Genomic DNA, 25,344 nt, shown 5'->3' on the forward strand with positions numbered 1-25,344 from the left:
TCTTACATTTTCTTACATTTTAACACATACGCTTACATAAAAAAAGCAGATATCCATTTTGAATATCTACCCTGCAAAATAAACGATATAACCCTGCACAAAAATGATGAGGATCAATAAAGGAATAATGACACTACAATACCATCGAACTGATTTTGGAAATCGAATACCCTGTCCACTATTGGCTTCCTGCAAGAAATGCTTCCATCCCCAACCTTTTTTGGCAGTACAAAACAATACATAGATCATTGATCCCAAAGGCAATAAATTATTCGAAACAATAAAATCCTCAAGATCTTGGATGGTTGTACCCGCACCCAAAGGTTGAATAAAAGACCATACATTGAAACCCAATGCACAAGGCAAAGATAAGAACAATACCCCAAAACAACTCACCAATAAATTTTGCGTACGATTCCATCCCGTTAATTCTTTGGTCATGGTCAGGATGTTTTGAAAAACCGCAATAATGGTCGTGAAAGCCGCAAAACTCATAAATAAAAAGAACAAAGCACCCCAAATATTGCCACCCGCCATATTCGCAAAAATATTGGGCAAAGAAACAAAAATCAAACCAGGTCCTTGTCCTGGATCGATATGATACGCAAAACAAGCCGGGATCACGATCAATCCTGCTACAATGGCAACAAACGTATCCAAGGCAACCACCTGCATCGCTTCCGAAGTCAAACGTCGATCTTTATCAATAAAAGAACCAAAGATTGCGATGGCCCCGATGCCTAAAGATAACGTAAAGAAGGCTTGTCCCATAGCCGCAAAAATCACATTTCCAATGCCATATTGTGTCATTTTATGAAAATCAGGCACGAGATAATATCTCAAACCAGCACTAGCACCTGGCAAAGTCACTGAACGAATCGCTAAAATGACCATCAAACCCAATAAACAAATCATCATGGTCTTAGAAACTTTTTCTAAACCGTCTACTAATCCTTTGGATACCACAAAAAAGCCCAGTACGACAACAAAGATCATATACCCAACATTGATACTTGGACTGGCCAACATATGGTTAAACGTCGCCGTGATTTGTTCTGCACTCGCATTTTGAAAAGAACCAATGATCATTTTATAGAAATAATACACCATCCAACCACAGACAGTCGTGTAAAACATCATTAATAAATAATTTCCAATCAAACACCAATATTTCATCCAGTGCCAATGCGTTCCTTTTGGCTCAAGGACATCAAACGATTGCGCCGCACTTTTTTGACTGGCCCGACCTACACTGTATTCCATGACCATGACAGGCAAACCTAAGATCAATAAAAAAAACAAATAAATCAATACAAAAGCAGCACCCCCATATTTTCCCGTAATATATGGGAAACGCCAAACATTTCCTAATCCAATAGCACAACCAGCACTGATCAAGATAAATCCCAATCGGCTGGAAAAACGATCTCGCATATTCAACTCTCCTTACATAACGGTACAATAGTATCAATAATCTGTATTTATTTCAATGATTCATCGTTTATGGTACAATCAAAAGGTATGTAGAAAGGAGTCCTTATGACACTGATATTACCTGAAAATTACGATCCTGTCTTGGATATACGCCATACCCAAGAAGCCATCAAATACATTCGTGACACATTTCAAAGAGAATTCGGCAACGAACTCCATCTTTCCCGCGTTTCCGCACCACTTTTTGTCACCAAAAGCTCGGGCTTGAACGACAATCTAAATGGCGTAGAAACCCCTGTACATTTTGATATGAAAGCTCTTCCGAATGAAGACATTGAAGTTGTGCATTCACTTGCCAAATGGAAACGATTTGCACTTAAAAAATACGGTTTCCAAATGCATACCGGCCTTTACACCAATATGAATGCGATTCGCAAAGATGAAGACCTCGATAATTTACACTCTGCCTATGTGGATCAATGGGATTGGGAAAAGATCATCACCAAAGAAGAACGTAACGAAGAAACGCTTCGCCAAGTCGTTCGTCATATTTTTAAAGTGATCAAACACATGGAACACGAAGTTTGGTACAAATATCCAGAAGCGGTCAATCATCTACCCGACGATATTCACTTCATCACAACGCAAGAACTATTGGATCTCTATCCTAATCTGGATGCACGCCAGCGAGAAAATGCGATTGCTAAAAAATACGGTTGTGTCTTCATCATGAAAATTGGCGATACCCTTTCCAATGGCGAAAAACATGACGGACGTGCTCCCGATTATGATGATTGGCAACTCAATGGCGACATCATGTTCTGGTTTGAACCCCTCCAATGCGCATTGGAAATCAGTTCTATGGGCATTCGTGTTGATGAAAATTCTTTGGTTGAACAATTAAAGAAAGAAAATTGTACGGAACGCATGGAATTACCTTATCATCAAGCCATCCTCAATCGAGAGCTGCCCTATACCATTGGTGGTGGCATTGGTCAATCTCGTTTGTGTATGTTGCTGCTGAAAAAAGCTCACATTGGTGAAGTCCAAGCCAGCATATGGCCAGAAGATATGATCCAAGCTTGCAAAGCCCACCATATACAGATCCTATAAAAAAAGATCCCCTTAGGCGGGATCTTTTTTAATGCGTGCATTGGAATACGAATACTTGATTTCCATCGATGCGAAAGCAGAAACCGGAACTTCTTGATCGTTTAAATAATAGGCTCCCTTTTCAATTCGAGCATCAGCCCCATACGGTTTGCCTTCATAGACGATGGCCCCACAAAAAGCCAATGCATCCACGATTTCGGTTTCATCAAATGTGTCCGTTACCACATTGACCGAAACTATGGTTTTTGATAACTGTTTTTGACAATACGAATAAAACTTTTGCACTTCTTCAAACATAAAACCTCCAAAAAAAGGAGCTTCAAAAGCTCCTTATTCATCCATGGATGATGATTCTTCAGCTGGGGTATTTTCCGCCACCAACTTATCAAATTGTGTATCTGCTTCTTTTTGATGCATACGCTCTAAACGTTGATCACGTAATTCTTTCGCTTTAGCAGCTACCAAATCATTTTGTGGACGATGTCCATGACAACCGGTTCCTGCTGGAATCAGCTTACCAATCATGACATTTTCTTTCATACCACGTAAATGATCCGTCTTTCCTTTGATCGTTGCATCCGTTAATACTTTGGTCGTTTCTTGGAACGAAGCTGCCGACAAGAACGAATCCGTTTCGACTGACGATTTCGAAATACCCAATAAAATTGGTTTGAATTTCGCCGGTTGTTTTCCTTCCAACAAATATTTGCGGTTGATCCGTGTAATCTCATTTAATGATTTTTGCACACCAATATTGAGATCCGTATCTCCTTTATCCGTTACGATGACATTGCGCATCATCTGCATGATCATGACTTCCAAGTGTTTATCCGAAATCTCGATACCTTGCGATTGATAAACCTTCTTTACTTCTTTCAAGATATAATCCTGCACTTCACGAACCCCGGCAACACGCAATAATTCTTTTGGATCCAATGGACCTTCGGTCAAAGCTTCACCAGCCTCGATATGGTTTCCAACACGGACCCATTCACGCAATTCCTGATTGGCATTGATCTTATGGGAAACACTTTCTTTTTCCGAAGTGATGATGACTTCTTGACGCTTCGTACCTTCAATATTTTCAATCGAAGTGATTTCACCAGAAATCTGGGCAATGACCGCAACACCTTTTGGTTTACGTGCTTCAAACAATTCTTCGACACGAGGCAAACCTTGGGTAATATCACCCGTACCCGCACCGGCTACACCACCAGTATGGAAAGTACGCATGGTCAACTGGGTACCTGGTTCACCAATGGATTGGGCCGCCATGACACCAACGGCTTCACCCACTTCAACATCTTTACCCGTTGCCATATTTTTACCATAGCACTTACGACATACACCTGTACTTGATTTACAAGTAAATACGGAACGAATATACATACCGGTAATACCGGCTTCGACAATCTTCTTGGCCATGTCATCGGAAATATATTCATCACTTGCCAAGATCAATTCACCCGTATTTGGATCAACGACATCTTGTTTGGAATAACGACCTGCAATTCGATCTTGGAAACTTTCAATGACAGTATTGGTCTTACGATCAACAAGATCTTCGACCCAAGATCCCTTATCGGTTCCACAATCGTCTTCTTGGATAATGACACCTTGGGCAACATCCACCAAACGACGCGTCAAATAACCCGATTCAGCCGTCTTCAAAGCGGTATCGGTCAAACCTTTACGTACACCATGGGTCGAGGTAAAGAACTCACTTACGTTCAATCCTTCACGGAAACACGAATAGATAGGGACCTCGATGATGCTTGGTACAAATTCACCATGGGTTGATTTGGCATGTCCAGGACGCGCCATCAAACCACGCATACCGGCTAACTGTGTAAAGTTCGAACGGTTACCACGAGCACCGGAATCCGCCATCATAAAGATTGGATTCTTACGGTCCATGTTGGCAACCAAGCTATCCGCGATCTCATCTTTGATCGTATCCCACAAACCACTTAAGTGAGATTCCCACTCTTGCATGGTCAACATACCTTTACGTTGTAGACGTTTTAATTGTTCGGCCTTTTGACGACCTTCTTCCACTTTTTCTTCTTTATTTGGAGCCACTTCGATATCACTTAAAGCAACCGTGATACCTGCAACTGTTGAATATTTAAATCCCAAAGCTTTGATTTGATCCAATACTTCCGCAGTTTGATCCACACTGTAACGACGGAATACTTCCGCAATGACTTTTCCTAAGTCCTTTTTCTTGACCGAGAAATCTTTGCCATTTTCATCACGAATTGGTAAATTCGCAACATATTCTGGAATATCCATACCTGGTTTCACAAAATAGCGTTCCGGCGTCTTTTCAAAGTTTGCTTTTGAAACTTCTTCGATGAATGGGAAATCACCGGGGAACATACTATTGAAAATGATCTTTCCTGGGGTCGTGACCAAATAATCATCGGCATGAACAGGATCAAAACTCGATTTACCCACACCACGAACTGGTAAGGCAATACGAGAATGCAAATGAACCAAATGCGATTTATACGCCATCATAACTTCATCCACATCACTGTATACATGTCCTTCGGCTTCGGCAAATGTTTTCCACAAGGCAGCTTCTTTTGGACAATCCGCATCCATATAACGCTGACTTTCCTGCAAGAACTCTTCTTTGGTTTCTTCCATGGTCAAATAATAGTTACCCATGACCATATCCTGACCTGGCGTAACGATTGGTTTTCCATCTTTTGGACCCAAAATATTATGGGAACCCAACATCATGACCAAAGCCTCGGCACGTGCTTCTTCACTCAATGGAACGTGGATGGCCATCTGGTCACCATCAAAGTCGGCATTAAAGGCCGTACATACCAATGGATGCAGACGCATAGCACGTCCTTCCACTAATTTTGGTAAGAAAGCTTGAATACCCAAACGGTGCAATGTAGGCGCACGATTCATCAATACAGGATATCCATCAATGACTTTTTCAACCACATCCCAAATACGTGTATCTTGTCTTTCAATTAATTTTTCAGCATTTTTAGGATTGGCAGCCAATCCCTCATTGACGATCTCATTAATGATGAATGGCTTAAACAAATTCACTGCCATTTCACGTGGAATACCACATTGATACATTTTCAGATCCGGTCCGACCGCAATAACGGAACGACCAGAGAAATCGACACGCTTTCCTAACAAGTTTTGACGGAAACGACCTTGTTTACCTTTCAATGAATGCGATAAGGATTTCAAAGGACGACCACCCGCACCGGTAATTGGCTTGGAACGACGACCATTATCGATCAAAGCATCTACGGCTTCTTGCAACATACGTTTTTCATTTTGAACAATAATGTTTGGCGTACCCAATTCCAATAATTTATGCAAACGATTATTACGCGTAATGACACGGCGATATAAATCATTTAAATCACTGGTCGCAAAACGTCCACCATCCAATTGCAACATGGGTCTTAGATCAGGCGGAATGACCGGAATATTGGTCAGGATCATCCATTCTGGCTTATTGTCACTATGACGGAATGCATCCACCGTATCCAAGCGTTTGATCAATTTTTTACGTTTTTCACCTGACGCTTTTTCCAATTGTTCTTGAATATCTTGGAACTCTTTTTCCAGATCGACATTTTGTAACAATTTTAAAACAGCTTCAGCACCAGTCTTGGCTTCAAATTTATCGGAACCATAGATTGCCGCAAACTCACGATATTCACGTTCGGATAATACTTGTTTATACGTCAATTCCGTATCTTTTGGATCGGTGACAATATAACTAACAAAATAGACAACTTCTTCCAATTGTTTTGGTGTTACATCCAGCAACAAGGCCATGCGGCTTGGAATACCACGTAGGTACCAAATATGAGCAACCGGCGCAGCCAAATGGATATGTCCCATACGTTCACGACGAACACTGGATTTTGTGATCTCTACACCACAACGATCACAGACAACTCCTTTAAAACGAACTTTCTTATATTTACCGCAAGCGCATTCCCAGTCCTTGGTTGGACCGAAAATGCGTTCACAGAATAAGCCATCGCGCTCTGCTTTTTGACTTCGATAGTTGATTGTTTCAGGCTTCGTTACTTCACCATGTGACCATTCTAGGATCTTTTCAGGACTCGCCAAGCGAACCTGAATGGATGAAAATTGATTTATGCTCATTCATCTGCCTCCTGATCTTCTTCTTTTGTCTCTGTCTCTTCCATGTCATTGACAAGTTCATCTTTTTCTTCTTCAACAACTGGTTCTACTTTCTTAGGTGCTGGGACATCATCGTCATCATCTTCTGTCGTGATGTCGACTTCTTGTCCATTTTCATCTAAACAACGAATATCAATAGCTAAACCTTGCATTTCATGCATCAATACACGGAATGATTCTGGTACACCTGGTTCAGGGATATCTTTACCTTTGATGATGGCTTCATACGTCTTGATACGACCTTGGATATCATCCGACTTAATGGTCAAGATCTCTTGTAGGGTATGCGCAGCTCCATATGCTTCCAAAGCCCAAACTTCCATTTCTCCAAATCGTTGACCACCATTTTGTGCTTTACCACCCAAAGGCTGTTGCGTAACCAAAGAATATGGCCCCGTTGCACGGGCATGTAACTTATCATCGACCATGTGGGCCAACTTGATCATGTACATGACACCGACACTGATTCGTTCATCAAATGGTTCACCCGTCAAGCCATCATATAAGACTTGTTTTCCATCTTTGGTCATGGATGCTTCTTTCATAACATCCAATAACTCTTCATTGGATACACCATCGAATACTGGTGTCGAGAATTTGATGCCACCTAATTTACGTGCTGCATAACCCAGATGGATCTCTAAGATCTGTCCGATATTCATACGAGAAGGCACACCAAATGGGTTCAAGATGACATCAATTGGTTGTCCATCACCCGTAAATGGCATATCTTCAATTGGCAAGATTCGAGAGATGACACCTTTGTTTCCATGGCGTCCAGACATCTTGTCACCTTCTGAAATCTTACGTTTTTGTACAATATATACTTTCACTCGCGTATTCACTCCAGGAGGTAATTCCGATCCATCTCCCCGTTTAAATACACGGATGGAATGAACGATACCCGCTCCTCCATGAGGCACTTTCAATGAATTATCACGAACTTCACGTGATTTTTCACCAAAGATTGCCAACAACAATTTTTCTTCTGGCGATACTTCACTTTGGCCTTTTGGCGTTACCTTACCGACTAAGATATCGCCTTCTTTCACTTCCGCACCAATCATGATGATGCCATTTTCATCCAATTTCGCTACGGCTTTTTCACCAACATTTGGAATATCACGCGTAATTTCTTCTGGACCTAATTTTGTATCACGACAATCAATATCATATTCTTCAATATGTACAGACGTATATACATCATCGCGAACCATACGTTCACTCATGATGATGGCATCCTCATAGTTATATCCATACCAAGTGGAATAAGCAATGACCACATTTTGACCCAATGCCAATTCACCATTCTGCATACTTGGACCATCAGCTAAAATATCGCCTTTTTCGACTTCTTCCCCCACTTCAACAATCGGATGTTGGTTGATACAAGTGGACGCATTGCTTCGAGCAAATTTACGAAGTTGATACGTATGATCTAAGCCATCTTTATTTGTCACGACAATACGTAAACTATCGACATATTTTACGACACCATCTTCTTTGGCGACGATACCCACACCGGAATCTTTCGCAATCTTATATTCCATACCTGTTCCTACATATGGACTATGTGGATTCAATAGTGGTACGGCTTGACGTTGCATGTTGGCACCCATCAAGGCACGCGATGCATCATCGTTTTCCAAGAATGGGACACAGGCGGTGGCAACGGAGACAATCTGTTTTGGACTGACATCGGCCAATTCCACATCTTCACGATTGGCAATGATCGTATCGCCCGCTTTACGAGCAACGACTTTTTCATTGATCAAACGACCATCACGAACCTCGTTGGCTTGGGCAATGATATAATCCGCTTCTTCATCGGCACTGAGATAAACCGCATCTTCCGATACCGTTCCATCTTTATTGACCTTTCGATATGGTGTTTGAATGAAACCATATTCATTGATCTTCGCATAGGTTGTTAAGTTGTTGATCAAACCAATGTTTGGTCCTTCTGGCGTTTCGATAGGACAAATACGACCATAGTGCGAGGAGTGCACGTCACGGACTTCAAAACCAGCACGATCACGCGTCAATCCACCAGGTCCTAAAGCCGAAATACGACGTTTATTGGTCAATTCGGCCAATGGATTTTGTTGGTCCATAAATTGCGACAACTGGCTTGAAGAGAAGAACTCTTTAATAGCGGCTGTCAAAGGTCGAATATTCGTTAATTTACGAGGAGTTAAAGATTCCAATTCCTGAATGGACATACGATCATGGACGACACGTTCCATACGACTTAATCCAATACGGAATTGGTTCTGGATCAATTCACCAACCGAACGAATACGACGGTTTCCTAACATATCGATATCATCGGTCGATCCAATCCCATCCATGACATTTAAGTTATAGCCAAAGAACGCATACATATCTGGAATAGTAATTGTGTGCATATTCGCAAATGGATCATTTCCAATGATCTTGATTTCATGATCATCTTCATCTAAGACATAGACTTCTTGTACACAAGCACCAACGATCCAAAGTGTCAATTCTTCATTGGCTACACGGGAAGCAATCATCGCTTTGGTATCGGCATCCAAACGTGCCGCATCTTCTTTACCAGTCGAGATATCACGACCATTGATATCATAACGATCAATGACCAATTCCATATCGTCATCGACAACATCCAAAGATTGGGCATTGGTCAAACGACCTAAATGATATAAATATTGTCCATAGTCTAATACAGCTTCACAATTTTCGGCTGTAAGTTGTACCGGCTGTGCAATCAAACCGGCATAAATAGGCACTTCTTCTACGGCGCCTTTTAACGCATCGACATCGACTTGAGTCAAAACGGTTCCTTGTTCAAAGAAGATATCACCAGCCGTAATATCATCGGCTAAGATACGACCAACCAATCCTGTATTATAGCTGGTTGGGATGGAAACAATATCCGCTTCATGGAATTCCGTACGGAATGGGAAAGCTTTACAATAGGTACCTTTGGCTAATTCTTCACGCAAAGCATTCCGTTCATCACGATGGATCATCTTGCCTTTTTCCATAAAGACATTGCCATTCACATCGATGATATCATGCGCTAAACGATTGCCTTCGATACGTGCAATCGCATTGAGCTTTTTACGCAATTTGTAACGACCCGCCTTGGTCAGATCATAACGTCGATGATCAAAGAATTTAGCGCGCATCAAAGAAACGGATGCAGATACAACAGCGACCTCATCACTTCTTTGGTTGCCATAGAAACTCAATAAAGCACCTTGGGTCGTGGCTGTATTATCAGCGGAACGACTGTCTTTGGTATAATCATGAAGCAAAGTATTTTCAACTTCTTCATATTTCCCAAAAAAGGCTGTATACAATAAGATATACAAGCTCATATAATCGCGTTTTTCGGTATCAACAGCTAAATAATCCGCCAATTCTGCTTCTACTTTTGCTAGCTTTTCTTCTGCTTGTTCCAATGTCGATTCTAAAGAAGCTAATTTTGCTTCAGCATTCGCATCTTTCGATTTTCCATCACGAATACGTTTTGCCAATGCATCATGTTCTTTCGCAATCGCATTCTTTTCACTTTCATATTCATCACGTTTCGCAATTAAAGATTCTTTGGGTTTGGATGGGAATCGACGACCCATGGCCGCTAAGAAAGTTTCCAATTGCGTCGTATCATTGGGATCATCGATATCGCCTAAGTTAAAAGACATACCAATGGCTTTGAACAAAATAGAGAATAAGATCTTACGACGACGATCGATCGATACATTGATCAAACGACCATTCGTTGATTTCTTTTGTTCTGTCATAAATTCCAACCAAGTACCACGACTTGGAATCAATTCACAGGCATAATTTTGTTTACCACTTTTTTCATCTTCATTTTGCGAAAAATAAGCGCCTGGAGAACGAACGATTTGTGATACGATAACACGTTCTGCACCATTGATGATGAATGTACCTGTTTCGGTCATCAATGGAAAATCGCCTAAATATACTTCTTCGGTCTTCGTTACGATTTCACCCGTTGTGGAATCGGTAATTTCCAGTTCCATGTCGGCATACAAAGGTGCGGCATAGTTGCACTCTCTATACATGGACTCCTCTTTGTCATATTTTGGTTTATCAAAATGATAACGCAAAAAATTCAATTTAATATTCTTACCATAGTTTTCGATTGGATAAATTTCTTCAAAAACTTCTTTAATCCCCTCTTTTGTGAACCATTCAAAAGAGTCTGTCTGGATTTCGACAAGGTTTGGTAATTCTAACTTACCACTTACTTTGGAATAATCGCGGCGCTGCGCTTTTTTGCCACATGCCACAACACGATACGCTTTGCTAGTCTCCATGCATGCCTTCCTTTCATTGACAATATCCAAAAGGGCATAGTACCCCTAAGGAATCTTATGCAATTTATTATATTACCCGAAATGCAAGAAAAATGCAACTCCAATTAAAAAAGTTCATGCTTTTTGACAAGCACGAACCATATCATCCAATTGTTCCAAGCTCGCATGCGGATCTTCGACCAAAGCGATCGCATGACGCATCAAATGTTGATAGTTGGCATCCGTTTGAAATTTTTTCGTATCAATATGTTCAACCAACTCATACAATTCCGTTCGTAAGCTATCGATCTCATAGGCAAGATCAACCTCATCCATCAAATCCCGCAAGGACCAATGGATGTTTTCTGGCGTATTTTGAGCCACTCGACCGATATAAATGCCCTCTTCTTGTAACGATCGGGCCAATAAAGACGCATCTTCTTCATATATATAGAGAAATGGCGGTCGCTTCCCTTTGGATGTGGTTGGATGATGCATCAATTCCTCCATGGTCTTTGAACATTCTTGATCTCCCACCACATGATATTCCATGCCTGTCTTTTGTATCACATCGATTATTTTTGGATCTGCTGTACCTAAATAAATCAATACCATTTTTGACACACTCCTTTTTAGACTATACAATACTACTATTCACAGGAGAAATAAAATGAAAAAAATATTCACATGCTTGCTTGTCTGTGTACTTTCTTTGAGTCTTGTTGGATGTTCTTCATCAAAGAACAATGATGATATTTTGCGTTTCTTCGATGCGTTCCATCATACCTTGGATGCCAAATCTGCCCATGTGAGTGGATCACTTGATATGAAAAACAACAAGAACACTTCAAAAATCAAAGTCGATGCTGCCTTGATCCAAGAAAACAAAATTCAATTGGCTTTACGGCTTGGTTTGGAATCCAATGAAAACACCGCCAATGATTTCATCGATTTTTATATCAAAGATGGCAAGACCTATTTAAAAAATCAAGGAACAACTTCACAAAGTGTTGCTTCCAAGATTGGGATCGAAGATGGCAAGCGCTTATCTTCCATCGATCCATTTTTAAATTATTCCGATGAAGAATTAGAAAGTTTCTTTACGGCCAGTTCAAGAAAAGGCAACACCTATTCATTTACGATCGATCCGGATCAATTATCCCAGCTCTTTGATAATCTTGGTTCGGCCAATGTATCCGAAGCCAATCTGGAAGCTACTTTATCCAAAAAGCACATCACCCATTTAAAACTCTATGCCAAAGGAACAATGTCCGTTTCTTCCAAGAAAACCAATACGTTTGAATTTACTTTGAATGTACAAATCAAAGATTTCAACCAAGTCAAAGAAGTAACGTATCCAAATGATCTCGATTCCTATTAAAAAACTGCTCGGCCCATGACCGAACAGTTTTTTATTGATTACTAATTTGTTCCAATACCTCATAACCAGCGTCTTCCAATGCTTTACATAAAAGCGTTGGATCTGAAGCATCACAACGAATCACGATATTGGCAACATCCCCACTATGAGAATATACACCAATATTGGAAATGTTTACATGTTGAGCTACAAAGATCTTTGATAGATTGCCAATCGCACCGATCTCATCTTTGACACCAACGGTGATACGCGAACCTTTCTTTCCCCAACCCAACATGTTCAAGAAACAAGTAAACACATCATTTTGTGTCAATATACCCGTTACTTTATGATCTTTATCCACAACCGGTAAACAACCAATATCATGTTTCAACATCCGATCGGTGGCATCTTCCATCAAATCATCTTCATTCGCAAAGATCACATCTTTGATCATGACGGAACGAACCGTTGTCTTGGACAATAAATAATTCAATTCATAAATGCTTAAGCTGGTTGCCTGTGTACCCGAATTTGAGATCATTCCTTCGGTGATCAAACCAATCAATTGACCATTTTTCACAACGGGTACACGGTGGATATGTTTCGTATTCATCAAGTCGATGATTTCCGAAATCGTTGCATCACTTTCCGTACAAATGACATCGCTTGTCATGAAATCTTTTACTTTAAACATCTTATCCTCCTAAATATGCTTTTTGAACATTTGGACTATTCAATAATTCTTTTCCAGTTCCTTCCAAGACAATATTTCCTGTTTCCAATACATAGGCCTTATCCGCAATGGATAATGCCATTTTGGCATTTTGTTCGATCAATAAGATGGTCGTCCCATTGCGATTGATTTCTTCAATAATGGAAAAGATCTCTTTAACTAAAATAGGCGCTAATCCCATGCTCGGTTCATCCAATAATAATAGTTTTGGTTTTGCCATCAAGGCCCGTGCCATCGCGAGCATTTGTTGTTCACCACCCGATAGTGTGGCCGCATCCTGGCTCGTACGTTCATTTAAGATAGGAAACAATTCGTAACAACGCTTCAGATCCTTTTGGATTCCGTCTTTATCTTTACGCAAGAAAGCTCCCATCATCAAATTTTCATAAACCGTCATACCCGTGAAGATACGACGTCCTTCGGGTACTTGCACCAATCCTTTTTCAACAATATTTTTCGGCTTTGTTTTAGTGATGTCTTCTCCTAAAAATTGGATCGTACCACTGCTCTTTTTCACAATACCACTGATGGCATGCAACATCGTCGTTTTTCCCGCTCCGTTGGCACCAATCAAAGAGACGATCTTTCCTTGTTCGACTTGCATGGTCACACCTTTCAAGGCTTCGATAACGCCATAGTGTACGTGAAGATCCTGAACTTCAAGCATGGACATACTACATTTCCTCCCCTAAATAGGCTTTGATCACAAATGGATCTTTTTGGATTTCTTCCGGTGTACCCGAAGCAATCAATTTCCCATAATTTAACACATAGATCCGTTCACAAATGGACATGACCAAGGACATATCGTGTTCGATCAAAATAACAGTCAATTTGTATTTATCCCGTACGTGATGAATCAGTTGCGTAAGTTCCGTCGTTTCTTGTGGGTTCATACCAGCTGCTGGCTCATCCAAATATAAGATTCGTGGTTGGATGGCAAGAGCCCGTGCAATTTCCAATCGCCGCTGTTCACCATAAGGTAAATTAGTAGCCATTTCATTTCGTTTGCCATACAAACCAACTTCCTTCAATAAATCACAGGCTTTTTCTTCTACCCATTTTTCTTCGGAATAATAAATAGGCAATCGTAAAATGGCAGCAATCGTTCCATAACGAATATTCTTATGCATTGCCACTTTTACATTTTCCAACACCGTCATCGTTTTGAACAAACGAATGTTCTGGAACGTACGAGCCACACCTAGACCCGTGATCTTATAAGGTTTTAAACCACCAATTTGAATTTGTTGGTTATCTTTGGTCAATTCGATCAAACCCGAGCTTGGTTCATAGACACCGGTCAACAAATTGAACAAAGTGGTTTTTCCTGCCCCATTAGGCCCAATCAAACCAATCAGTTCCCCTTCTTTAATTTCCATATTGACATTGGAGACTGCACAAAGTCCACCAAAGTTCTTTGTCAGGTTCTTGACCTCAAGGATCGTTTCTGCCATTAGTCATTCCCCTTTCGTTCTAATAATTTCTTAAATGAAAATTCGCGATTTCCTAAGATACCTTGTGGACGGAAAATCATGATACAAATCAAAGCGACACCATAGATGATCATGCGAAGTTCAGCAAAGTTTTGTAGGAACATATTCAAAAGACCAATCGCAATGGCGGCAATGACACTGGATGTCATAGATCCCAAACCACCAAAGACGACCATAACCAAAATGTCGATGGATTTATTAAAGTTAAATTGCGTTGGTTTGATGATGTAGTAGTTACAAGCAAAAAGTGCACCAGCCAGACTAGCTAACAAAGCACCAATCACAAAGGCTAAAACTTTATATTTTGTCGTATTGATTCCCATCGCTTCCGAAGCAATTTCGTCTTCGCGAATGGAAAGACAGGCACGTCCAGGTGCACTGCGTGTAAAGTTACAAACAACCAATAGCGTAATGACAACACCTAAATAGAGTAAAGGCCAAGTTGTCAGCTTGGGAATACCGCTTAAGCCCGCTGCACCATTGGTGATCTTCATATTTTGGGCCATGATTCGTACGATTTCGGCAAACCCTAAAGTGGCAATGGCTAAATAGTCACCGCGCAAACGGAGTGTTGGCACCGATACGATGATGGCAAGAACAGCAGAAAGCACAAAACCAACCAGGATTCCAATGATCAAGCCGCCTGTGGTGGGCATCATCTTGGTGATGATACCAGCACTATATGCACCAACACACATAAAACCGGCATGTCCCAAGGAGAACTGACCACAAATACCAATGATCAAATTCAAGGAAACAGCTAACATGATATTGATACAAATATCGTAGAGCGTAACTTGATAGTATAAATTAATGATTCCTGTATTCATCAACAACAAGATGATAAAATAGACCACAACCATTAAAACAGTCCACGCAAAATTAACTTTCGTGAATAGATTGCGCACGATCTACACCTTCTCCCTATCGTTCTTGCCCAACAAACCTTCTGGTTTAATGATCAAGATCAAGATCAAAATGATATATACGATGGCATCTTTCCATAAACTGGATCCATAAGCAACAACCATCGTTTCCGCAATACCAACAAAGAAACCACCAAGCATAGCACCAGGAATACTGCCAATTCCACCAAAGACAGCGGCAATAAAGGCTTTAAGACCTGGCGTAAATCCCATCAATGGATTCATGGTATTGTAGTAAACACCAACCAAGATACCAGCAACACCAGCTAAGGCGGAACCTAATAAGAAAGTAAAAGAAATCGTCGCATCCACATTGATACCCATCAATTTAGCCGCATCTTCATCCACACTGACAGCACGCATAGCACGTCCCATCTTGGTCTTGGAAATAATAAATTGTAGAAGCAACATCAATACGATCGTGATGATAAAAATAAAGATCTGCTCCGAAGTGATGCGAATGCTACCCAAATGGAACGATGTATCCGGCAATAATTGTGGGAATTTGATCGGTTCGGCCCCTACGACATATTGGGTCGTATATTCGATAAAATAAGATACACCAATGGCAGTGATCAATGCCGCAATACGTGTGGCATGACGCAAAGGTCGATAAGCAATCCGTTCAACGACCATACCTAGGACGCCACAAAAAACCATCGCCGCAATCAAGGCAATAAAGAATGTCCCGATACTTGGTCCAGATGTGTAACCAAGCATGAGCGTTACCATATAAGCACAATAAGCACCAAGCATATAAATATCACCATGCGCAAAGTTGATCAACTTGATGATACCATAAACCATGGTATAGCCTAAGGCTATCAAGGCATAAATACTACCGAGTGATAAACCATTGAGCAATTGTTGAATAAACTGGTTCATAATTTCTCCTCCTTTTTAAAAGGGGAGCTTTGATCTCCCCTTTACATATCTTACTTATCTGGTGTAACTGGAACGGCTTCGGTTTGTTTACCATTGACTTGGTTAACGACCATGACTGCTTTCACTGGTGAGTGTTTCTTATCGAAAGTAAATGTACCTGTAACACCTGAGAACTTGATATTTTTAATTTGTTTCTGCAATTTTTCACCACCGGCACCGGATTTATCCAATGCTTGTAAGACCAAATTCGTTGAATCATAAGCTAATGCCGAGAACATATTAGGATCTGTACCATATTCTTTATGATAAGCATCGATAAATTCCTTTAATTGATCAGAAGCATTGACCGTCGTATAGGCCGTTGTATAATACACATCATTCAAATTTTGTGCACCTGCTTGTTTAGCAAGAACTTCCGATTCAAATCCATCTGCACCTAAGATCGTCGCATTGACACCTGCTTCTTTGGCTTGCTTGATGATCAAACCACATTCGGTATAATAACCCGCTAAATACATGACATCAAAATCTTGTTTTTGTACTTTCGTGATGATCGAAGCAAAATCTGTATCACCAGCATTGTACGATTCAGTAGCTACAACTTCACCACCATAGCTTTTGAACTTTTTCGTAAATGTATCCGCTAGACCTTTTCCATAGTCACTGACTTCGTTGATGACAACGGCACGTTTCTTGCCTAAATTCTGACTCGCAAATTTGGCCATCGCACTGGCTTGATACGAATCTTCGAAACATACACGGAATGCATAGTCATAGACTTTTCCGTCATTTTCCATAGCACCTTGTTGTGTTGCGGATGGCGAAATAACAGGTACTTTATTATCGGTTGCGGTTTGATACGTCGCAATCGAAGCACTCGAAGTAGCTGGACCAATCAGAGCGGCTACACCATCTTCTGTGATTAGCTTCTGGGCTGCTTTGGTACTTTCAGCCGCATCACCTTTATCGTCTTGCGATTCATACTTGATCTTATATTTATGACCTTTTTTGGCATTGTATTGCTTGATGGCCAATTTAGCACCGTTGTATTCGGCTTTACCATAGCTGGCAACACTACCTGTCAACTCAAAGTTCAAACCAAGTTTGACCGTATCCCCTTTCTTATACGTTTGTGCTTGCGCACCACTGCCACTTGAACAACCAGCTAACAAGCTTGTTGCCATAGCAGCACTTGCTAAAAGCTTAATAAATTTGCCTTTCATCTTAGAGCCTCCCTCTCTCATAAAAATATACCAAAATGATACAATCAATTTTCTGTGGTTTCAAGCGTAAGACAATATTTTTCATTTATTTTCTGAAAATATTGTCTTATTTTTATCCATTTGGTCTATTAACACTTCCTCTTAAGTAAAAAAAACATCCTCCCCTAGGAGGATGCCTGCTTTTATAAACCCCAAAGGACAATTGCCCAATGAGAAAAAAGATCAATGCTATTGCTTACCATTCGCATCAATGGTCCATCCAGAATGCCCGAAGAAATCAATAAGATGAAAACGATCATCATGACATTGGATCCTTGCGTAAAGCGGATATATTTATCCAATGGTAAAAACGCAAATAAGATCTTCGATCCATCCAATGGCGGAATGGGCAATAAATTAAAGACACCAAAACCAATGGATAATACCGCAATGGATGAAAGAAGCGATAACACAAACGTACTTTCCACATTGGCTTTGACACATCCATAATAAAGGATGATCGATACCAAGGCCAATAAAAAATTGGCAATGGGCCCTGCAAAAGCCGTCCATATCATTCCCGTTTTGGGATCTTTATAATAACGAGGATCTACGGGTACGGGTTTGGCCCAACCAAAACGAAACACCAACAAACACAACAACCCCGCCCAATCGACATGGGCCAATGGATTTAAGGTCAATCGCCCTTCTTCCTTCGCGGTTGGATCACCAAACCAATAAGAAACCAAACCATGTGCACTTTCATGAATGCCCATGGCTAGAATGACCGCGATCACACGAATACATATGGATTGTATCGACAACATATCACCTACACATTAAAGCGGAAATGTACAACATCCCCATCTTGCATCACATAGTCTTTTCCTTCCAAACGTAAACGACCGGCTTCACGAATGGCAGCTTCTGTTTCTAATTGGTCAATATCATCGAAAGAATACACTTCTGCTCGAATAAAACCACGCTGAAAATCGGTATGGATGATGCCTGCACATTCCGGTGCTTTCATCCCTTTTTTAAAGGTCCAAGCACGACATTCATCTTCACCAGCTGTTAAAAAGGTTTGCAGATCCAATACCGCATACGCTTTTTGGATCAAAGCATCCAAACCACTATGGGGTAAACCCAAATCGTTTAAGAATTCATCTTTTTCTTCAGCCGATAAACTCGATAGATCTTCTTCGATCTTGGCACACAAAGGCACGATTTGTGCATTGTCCTTTTGTGCATAGGCTTTTAAAGCTTGATAATAGGGATTGGTTTCGGGATCTACAATGCCTTCTTCATCCATATTGGCTACATAGATCACCGGTTTAGTACTCAATAAATTGTATGTTTTTAAGAAGGCAGCTTGTTCATCATCCACTTCGACACTACGAGCCGGTTGTCCTTGTTCCAAGACCGCTTTTAATCGATTGAGAAGATCCATTTCTTCCAGAGCATCTTTGGTCTTGGTCGTGATTGCTTTTCGTTCTACCTTAGAAATTCGATTTTCCACGGTTTGTAGATCTGCCATGACCAGTTCTAAGTTGATGATTTCCACATCCCGCACGGGATCGATCGAATTTTCGACATGGGTGATGTTCGCATCATCAAAACAACGCACGACATGACAAATCGCATCGGTCAAACGGATGTTGGATAAAAATTGATTTCCCAATCCTTCCCCTTTGCTGGCTCCTTTAACTAGACCCGCAATATCGGTAAATTCAAAAGTTGTATAGATGGTTTTTTTTGGATGAAACAATTCCACCAAACGATCAATGCGATGATCCGGTACCTCAACCACACCGACATTGGGCTCAATGGTTGCGAATGGATAATTGGCCGCTTCCACTTGTGAATTGGTGATTGCATTAAATAGAGTCGACTTACCTACATTGGGTAGGCCCACAATTCCTGCAGTTAATGACATAATTATTGATTTCCTTTCGATACAACGCGTTTTAAACGCTTTTCAAATTTTGAACGTGGCATTAAAACACTGGCGCCACAACCTAGACATTTCACTCGAATATCAGCACCCATCCGAATGATTTTCCATTGTTTGGATTTATGACAAGGATGCTCCTTTTTCATTTCGATGATATCGCCTAGATCATAATTTTTTTCTTCCATGATCCTTATCCTCTTTCATGATTCCGATAGGCTTCCAAGGTATTCGCTAACAACATGCATACGGTCATTGGTCCTACCCCTTTTGGTACCGGAGAGATTGCCGAAACTTTATCTTTGACAGCATCAAAATCAACATCACCACAAAGTTTGCCGTTTTCCATCCGATTGATGCCTACATCGATCACGACTGCTCCTGCTTTGACCCAGGAAGCTTTCACCATTTTCGGACGTCCCATCGCAACCACAAGCACATCCGCTTGGGAACAGATGGATTCGATATCTGGCGTTTTCGAATGGGCGATCGTAACGGTCGCATTTTGATTTTGCAGCAACAACGCAACAGGCTTTCCCACTAGATTGGATCGACCACAAACAACAGCTCGTTTTCCGGCCAGATCTTCTAGGCCAACGGATTTCAACATATACATGATGCCTTTGGGCGTACAAGGAACAAATCCAGGCCGACCTGTTAATAGATTTCCCGCATTGAGAGGATGGAGCCCATCGACATCTTTGGATGGATCAATAGCCATGATCACCGAATCTGCATCTAAATGCTTAGGCAAAGGCAATTGGACCAAAATGCCATCCACCTTGTCATCGGCATTTAATGCTCTGACTGTGGCCAATAATTCGGCTTGTGAAATATCGCCATCCAATGTAATCGTTCGATTTTCCATGCCCACACTGATGCAAGCATTCGCTTTGGAACGAACATACGACTGACTAGCTGGATTGTCCCCCACCAAAACAACCGCTAACACCGGCAAGCGTCGGCCATTGGCTTTGATGTGATCCACTTCGGATCGAATCGAGTCCTTCACTTCTTTGGCTAATTCATTTCCCCAAATTGTTTTCATTTACATATCTCCTCACTGTCTAAAACAATGGTCACTGGCCCATCGTTACACAAATCAATTTTCATATCCGCACCAAATATCCCCGTTTGAACATCAATGCCTTTGGCTTGTAAAGAGGCATTGAAAGAATCATACAGCGGAATCGCGATATCTGGTTTGGCTGCTTTCACAAAACTAGGTCGATTGCCTTTTTTACAATCAGCATATAAAGTAAATTGCGAAATGGATAAGATCGCGCCGTTGATGGCTTGGATCGACAAGTTCATTTTACCATTTTCATCACCAAATACACGTAGATTGATGATTTTATGAATCATTTTATCCACAATGGCTTGGGTATCATTCGGTGCAAATCCAACCAAGACAAGAAAGCCTTCTTGTATGCTTCCGGTAACTTGTTCATCCACCGTACAAGTAGCATGTGATACTCTTTGAACTACGACGCGCATTCTTCCTCCAATAGGCAGATGCTCATGGCGACCATGCCTTCTTCTTTCCCAACAAATCCCATTTTTTCGCCACGCGTGGCCTTGATGGAAATTTGATCCATCGAACAATGTAAACAATCAGATATATTTTGCCGCATCTGTTGAATATATGGTGCCATTTTCGGCTTTTCCGCCAAAATGGTCGCATCTACATTGCCAATATGGTATTTCTTTTCTTTCATCATCTCATAGATCTTGGCTAGGATCTTCATACTATCCATATCTTTATATCGAGGATCCGTATCGGGAAAATGCTTGCCGAGATCGCCCAATGCCAAAGCACCGAGAATACTTTCCCCAATCGCATGAACCAAGACATCGGCATCAGAATGTCCCAATAAGCCCTTCTCACAAGGAATGGGAACCCCACCTAAGATCAATGGTCGACCAGCCACAAGTTGATGAATATCAATGGATTGACCAATTCGCATAATAAATTTTCCTCTCTATTTGCGTCCACCCCTATTTTGTGTGTTCGCTTTTCTATTTTTTCATAATTTCTATGATACCACAATCCAAACACAAAAAAAGCCTGGGTGTTACCAGGCCTTATCAATTATTGATTAATGGCAATATAATATTGGGTTCCAGCTGGAACATCAATGTTGGAAGCTGCCACATTGGCTGTATAGCCCCAACCACCATTGACAACTGTATCATTACCAACATAAACGGCAATGTGATCCGGAACGACTACGCCCTCTGAGCCGGCACGGCCATCATTCGCATAATAAACCAAGTTACCTGGTTGCAACAAAGAACGATCGGTAAATACCGTTCCTAAGCTTTGGTATTGATCCGGCCAATATACACCATAAACTTCACTACCAGCTGCTGCATTCAATGCATCCGTTGCCGTATTGGTACACCATTCGTGTTCACCAATCTCAGCTAAAGCAGCCTGCGCAACGCGTTCATTGAAAGAACTATTTTGCGTTGTCTGGGTATTGTCAGCAGGTGTAGTAGGTGTTGTCGTTTGCGTATTATCTGCAGGTGCTGCAGGTTGTACCGGTGTGGTTGTTTGCGTATTATCCGCCGGTGTTGTCGGCGTTGTTGTTTGCGTATTATCTGCAGGTGCTGCAGGTTGTACCGGTGTGGTTGTTTGGGTATTATCAACAGGTGCTGTGGTTTGGGTAGTATCAACTGGCGTTGTTGGTTGCTCTACGATCGTTGTGGTTTGATCGCTGACTGGAGTCGTAATCGTACTTTGCGTATCTTCATTAACTACAGGTGTAGATACAACATCACTGGTAGAAGCTGCTTTCTCCAATAGATTTGTCGAATCTGCTTTGTTTGTTTCATCAACAACAGCAGCAACAACCGTTGTATCTGCAACATCCGTTTTAGCCACCGATTCCGTTGCTTGTGTAGTATCATCTAAACGGCTTGATTCTGTGTCTACAGCTTCTACAGTCGATGCTTTTACACTGTCAGCAACTGTAGCAACAGTATCATTCGAAAGAGCAGTCGCACTTGCATTATATGCTTTTTCGGTGTCGGCTTTTCCATCTTTATCTAAATAAATGGCTTTTTTATTGGAAGTTACCCAACTGTTTTTTGCAATCGTACGATCTTTTTTTACATATTTGTCACCATGCCATCCAGGTTGTGATTCCATTGCATAAATTGTTCCAACAACGGGTAGTGCAGAGGCAACACATAAGATCGCGGCAACCTTCTTTCCATTATTTTCTACAAAGTTCATATTATGACCCCCCTATCGGTTTTTTAATTGTACAGTACCAATTTAACATAGATAGACAATGTTTGCAAGTTGACCAAGAGCACTTCCTAGTTCCATTTTTAAATCAAATTGTTGATAAAGCCAATAAAAAAGCGGGCCCGACAATTCGCCAAGTCCGCTACTTTCAACTATTTTGTTTTTTCAATAATTTCAATGAAACTATCTTCTTTCAAAGAAGCCCCACCAATTAATGCACCATCAATATCTGGTTGCGCCATATATTCCACAACATTATTTGGTTTTACACTTCCACCATATTGAATACGTACTTCATCGGCTGCTTGATCACCAAACAATTCACGAACCGTATCACGAACGGTCTTGCAGCAATTTTCAGCAATTTCAACCGAAGCACTCTTACCTGTACCAATTGCCCAAATTGGTTCATACGCAATGACCATTTTCGCAACGGCTTCTGGTGCTAAACCAGCCAAAGAACCTTTTAATTCCTCTTTGATAACTTGAGCCGATTGACCTGCATCATATTGTTCTTCCGTTTCACCAATACATAAAATAGGGGTAATACCGGCTTTGATCAAACGATGTGCTTTTTTGTTGACGGTTTCATCCGTATCACCAAACATTTGACGACGTTCCGAGTGACCAATAATGCACCATTTGATACCTAATTCTTCCAACATTGGAACAGATACTTCACCAGTGAAAGCACCAGAATCTTCAAAGTGGCAGTTTTCAGCAGCAACGATCAAATTTTTTGCGTTGTCTAAAGCTGTACGTAAATCAGTGAATGGAGCACCGATTCCATATGTAGCTGTATCGGTTGCGGCAACCGCATCGACTTTTTCAAAGAATGCTTTGGTTTCCGCATTATTTTTATTCATTTTCCAGTTTCCAACAATAATTGGTTTTCTTGCCATGATTGATTCGTCTCCTTTAATAATTAGTCTTTATCGCTAATGATTGCGATACCTGGTAATGTCTTACCTTCCATATATTCAAGTGAAGCACCCCCACCAGTGGATACATGAGAGAATTTGTCTGCATATCCTAATTGTTTTGCGGCTGCAGCAGAATCTCCACCACCGATGACAGTAATTGCATCTGGTAATTCCGAAATGGCTTTACAGATTTCTTCTGTACCTTTCGCAAATTTCTTCATTTCGAATACACCCATAGGTCCATTCCAAACTACGGTTTTGGCACCAGCCAATGTTTCTTTGAACAATTCAACCGATTTTGGACCAATATCCAATCCTTGCCATCCATCTGGAATTTGACCAGCATCGGCATATTGTGTATTTGCATCTTCTGAGAAAGCATCGGCGATCACATTATCAACTGGCAATACCAATTTGTCACCTGCTTTTTCAAGATATTCTTTCGCTAAATCGATCTTATCTTCTTCAACTAAAGAATCACCAATCTTACCACCTTGCGCAGCAGAGAATGTGTAAGCCATTCCACCACCAATGATGACTTTATCGGCTTTCTTCAATAAGTTATCGATGACATCGATCTTGCTGGAAACTTTTGATCCACCAATGATTGCAATGAATGGATGAACAGGATTGTCTACAGCCTTACCTAACATGGTTACTTCTTTTTCTACCAAGAAACCAATCGCATTTTCTTTTAAGTTTGTTGGGATACCAACCGTAGATGCATGCGCTCTATGCACAGATCCAAAAGCATCTTCCACAAATACATCGCCTAAGCTTGCCCAATATTTTCCTAATTCAGGATCGTTCTTCGATTCACCTGGTTCATAACGTGTATTTTGAACAACTAAGATTTCGCCATCTTTCAAAGCAGCTACAGCATTTTCCAATGTAGCCCCTCTCGTTTCTGGGCAGAAACTTACTTTTGTATCTGGCAATAATTCTTGTAAACGAACAGCAGCACATTCCAAATTGTTCTTTGCTTTGTCTTCTTCTGTTTTTACTTTACCTAAATGTGAGAATAATACGACTTTCGCATTGTTTTCAACTAAATACTTGATCGTTGGCAGAGCCATTTGAATACGGTTATCATCCGTGATCACTCCATCTTGTCTTGGTACGTTGAAGTCAACACGTACAAGGACCTTTTTTCCATTTACATCAAGGTCTTTTACAGTTCTTTTTGCCATTTAAACTCCTCCTACTGTATAAATATGCGTATTTATTATAACACTTGATTTTGGGTTTTCCTAGACGTTCGTGTAAAACTTCACAAAAAGAAAACGAGGAGCCATCTTTAACGCTCCTCGATCCATGCATGTACACACCAAATGATATCGATCACACAACCAACGATGCATACGATATCCAATTGCCAAGCTAAACTTGGCTGTTTATGCATCAACCAAGCATAACCAATGATCTCAAATAAGATCAAACATGCAAAAACAATATTGACACAAATCAATCCCCTATATAATTTCATGGTATCCCCTAAACCATAATCCCCTTTCTTACAGCGAAAATAACACAAAACGTATCCTTA

Annotated in this window: 23 protein-coding genes; 2 read left to right on the plus strand and 21 right to left on the minus strand. The window is 40.9% G+C overall.

What is annotated here, in order from left to right:
* Positions 1 to 66 precede the first annotated feature (66 nt).
* The gene (locus tag MOZ64_RS08125; RefSeq protein WP_441293713.1) at positions 67 to 1,434 is read right to left on the minus strand and encodes a sodium-dependent transporter; all 1,368 of its coding nucleotides are present in this window, start codon (positions 1,432 to 1,434) and stop codon (positions 67 to 69) included.
* Positions 1,435 to 1,539: 105 nt separating this feature from the next.
* Here MOZ64_RS08125 and asnA point away from each other — a divergent pair, with 105 nt between their 5' ends.
* Positions 1,540 to 2,547: an aspartate--ammonia ligase gene (gene asnA, locus MOZ64_RS08130; protein WP_320326064.1), complete on the plus strand. Its 1,008-nt coding sequence runs from the start codon at positions 1,540 to 1,542 to the stop codon at positions 2,545 to 2,547.
* 12 nt (positions 2,548 to 2,559) lie between these two features.
* Here the strand turns inward: asnA and MOZ64_RS08135 are convergent, their stop codons facing one another.
* From MOZ64_RS08135 to MOZ64_RS08150, 4 genes are all read right to left on the minus strand, one after another.
* Positions 2,560 to 2,844, minus strand: a complete 285-nt coding sequence (locus MOZ64_RS08135; RefSeq protein WP_320326065.1) for a hypothetical protein — start codon at positions 2,842 to 2,844, stop codon at positions 2,560 to 2,562.
* Positions 2,845 to 2,877: 33 nt separating this feature from the next.
* Positions 2,878 to 6,711, minus strand: coding sequence for a DNA-directed RNA polymerase subunit beta' (gene rpoC, locus MOZ64_RS08140; RefSeq protein WP_320326066.1), 3,834 nt, complete (start codon positions 6,709 to 6,711; stop codon positions 2,878 to 2,880).
* The gene (gene rpoB, locus MOZ64_RS08145; RefSeq protein WP_320326067.1) at positions 6,708 to 11,084 is read right to left on the minus strand and encodes a DNA-directed RNA polymerase subunit beta; all 4,377 of its coding nucleotides are present in this window, start codon (positions 11,082 to 11,084) and stop codon (positions 6,708 to 6,710) included. Before rpoB ends, rpoC begins: the two co-directional genes overlap by 4 nt.
* 114 nt (positions 11,085 to 11,198) lie before the next feature.
* A complete protein-coding gene (locus MOZ64_RS08150) occupies positions 11,199 to 11,678 on the minus strand; it encodes a hypothetical protein (RefSeq protein ID WP_320326068.1) in 480 nt (159 codons plus the stop codon).
* A 55-nt stretch (positions 11,679 to 11,733) separates the two neighbouring features.
* Here MOZ64_RS08150 and MOZ64_RS08155 point away from each other — a divergent pair, with 55 nt between their 5' ends.
* The gene (locus MOZ64_RS08155) at positions 11,734 to 12,444 is read left to right on the plus strand and encodes a hypothetical protein (protein ID WP_320326069.1); all 711 of its coding nucleotides are present in this window, start codon (positions 11,734 to 11,736) and stop codon (positions 12,442 to 12,444) included.
* Positions 12,445 to 12,475: 31 nt separating this feature from the next.
* On the opposite strand, the gene MOZ64_RS08160 is transcribed toward MOZ64_RS08155, so the two are convergent.
* The 16 genes from MOZ64_RS08160 to MOZ64_RS08235 all read right to left on the minus strand — a co-directional run bounded on the left by MOZ64_RS08160 (position 12,476) and on the right by MOZ64_RS08235 (position 25,284).
* On the minus strand, positions 12,476 to 13,120 hold the full coding sequence (locus MOZ64_RS08160) for a CBS and ACT domain-containing protein (protein ID WP_320326070.1): 645 nt from the start codon (positions 13,118 to 13,120) through the stop codon (positions 12,476 to 12,478).
* A 1-nt stretch (position 13,121) separates the two neighbouring features.
* Positions 13,122 to 13,826 (minus strand): ABC transporter ATP-binding protein, encoded by a 705-nt coding sequence (locus MOZ64_RS08165; protein WP_320326095.1) that lies wholly within the window; start codon positions 13,824 to 13,826, stop codon positions 13,122 to 13,124.
* Between the two features lie 7 nt (positions 13,827 to 13,833).
* Positions 13,834 to 14,616: an ABC transporter ATP-binding protein gene (locus tag MOZ64_RS08170; RefSeq protein ID WP_320326071.1), complete on the minus strand. Its 783-nt coding sequence runs from the start codon at positions 14,614 to 14,616 to the stop codon at positions 13,834 to 13,836.
* The gene (locus tag MOZ64_RS08175) at positions 14,616 to 15,563 is read right to left on the minus strand and encodes a branched-chain amino acid ABC transporter permease (protein WP_320326072.1); all 948 of its coding nucleotides are present in this window, start codon (positions 15,561 to 15,563) and stop codon (positions 14,616 to 14,618) included. The genes MOZ64_RS08170 and MOZ64_RS08175 overlap by 1 nt, the downstream gene beginning before the upstream one ends.
* A gap of 3 nt (positions 15,564 to 15,566) precedes the next feature.
* On the minus strand, positions 15,567 to 16,466 hold the full coding sequence (locus tag MOZ64_RS08180; protein ID WP_320326073.1) for a branched-chain amino acid ABC transporter permease: 900 nt from the start codon (positions 16,464 to 16,466) through the stop codon (positions 15,567 to 15,569).
* A gap of 50 nt (positions 16,467 to 16,516) precedes the next feature.
* Entirely contained in the window at positions 16,517 to 17,689 is a 1,173-nt protein-coding gene (locus MOZ64_RS08185) for an ABC transporter substrate-binding protein (RefSeq protein WP_320326074.1), read from the minus strand.
* A gap of 182 nt (positions 17,690 to 17,871) precedes the next feature.
* Entirely contained in the window at positions 17,872 to 18,495 is a 624-nt protein-coding gene (locus MOZ64_RS08190; RefSeq protein ID WP_320326075.1) for a site-2 protease family protein, read from the minus strand.
* A 5-nt stretch (positions 18,496 to 18,500) separates the two neighbouring features.
* Entirely contained in the window at positions 18,501 to 19,604 is a 1,104-nt protein-coding gene (ychF, locus tag MOZ64_RS08195; protein WP_320326076.1) for a redox-regulated ATPase YchF, read from the minus strand.
* Between the two features lie 2 nt (positions 19,605 to 19,606).
* Positions 19,607 to 19,807, minus strand: coding sequence for a DUF951 domain-containing protein (locus tag MOZ64_RS08200; RefSeq protein ID WP_128519413.1), 201 nt, complete (start codon positions 19,805 to 19,807; stop codon positions 19,607 to 19,609).
* Between the two features lie 5 nt (positions 19,808 to 19,812).
* On the minus strand, positions 19,813 to 20,667 hold the full coding sequence (gene folD / locus MOZ64_RS08205; protein WP_320326077.1) for a bifunctional methylenetetrahydrofolate dehydrogenase/methenyltetrahydrofolate cyclohydrolase FolD: 855 nt from the start codon (positions 20,665 to 20,667) through the stop codon (positions 19,813 to 19,815).
* Positions 20,664 to 21,116, minus strand: coding sequence for a D-aminoacyl-tRNA deacylase (gene dtd, locus MOZ64_RS08210; protein ID WP_320326078.1), 453 nt, complete (start codon positions 21,114 to 21,116; stop codon positions 20,664 to 20,666). Before dtd ends, folD begins: the two co-directional genes overlap by 4 nt.
* Positions 21,104 to 21,586 (minus strand): 2-C-methyl-D-erythritol 2,4-cyclodiphosphate synthase, encoded by a 483-nt coding sequence (gene ispF / locus MOZ64_RS08215; protein WP_441293714.1) that lies wholly within the window; start codon positions 21,584 to 21,586, stop codon positions 21,104 to 21,106. The genes dtd and ispF overlap by 13 nt, the downstream gene beginning before the upstream one ends.
* Before the next feature lie 125 nt (positions 21,587 to 21,711).
* Positions 21,712 to 22,860, minus strand: coding sequence for a hypothetical protein (locus MOZ64_RS08220; protein WP_320326079.1), 1,149 nt, complete (start codon positions 22,858 to 22,860; stop codon positions 21,712 to 21,714).
* A gap of 167 nt (positions 22,861 to 23,027) precedes the next feature.
* The gene (gene tpiA / locus MOZ64_RS08225) at positions 23,028 to 23,777 is read right to left on the minus strand and encodes a triose-phosphate isomerase (RefSeq protein ID WP_320326080.1); all 750 of its coding nucleotides are present in this window, start codon (positions 23,775 to 23,777) and stop codon (positions 23,028 to 23,030) included.
* 23 nt (positions 23,778 to 23,800) lie between these two features.
* Positions 23,801 to 24,988 carry a phosphoglycerate kinase gene (locus tag MOZ64_RS08230; RefSeq protein ID WP_320326081.1) on the minus strand — a complete coding sequence of 396 codons (1,188 nt, stop codon included), beginning with the start codon at positions 24,986 to 24,988 and terminating at the stop codon, positions 23,801 to 23,803.
* 107 nt (positions 24,989 to 25,095) lie between these two features.
* On the minus strand, positions 25,096 to 25,284 hold the full coding sequence (locus MOZ64_RS08235; protein WP_320326082.1) for a hypothetical protein: 189 nt from the start codon (positions 25,282 to 25,284) through the stop codon (positions 25,096 to 25,098).
* Between the last annotated feature and the right edge of the window lie 60 nt (positions 25,285 to 25,344).

Origin of the sequence: Absicoccus intestinalis (genome assembly GCF_033971885.1) — a bacterium.
Classification (GTDB): Bacteria; Bacillota_I; Bacilli_A; order Erysipelotrichales; family Erysipelotrichaceae; genus Absicoccus; species Absicoccus intestinalis.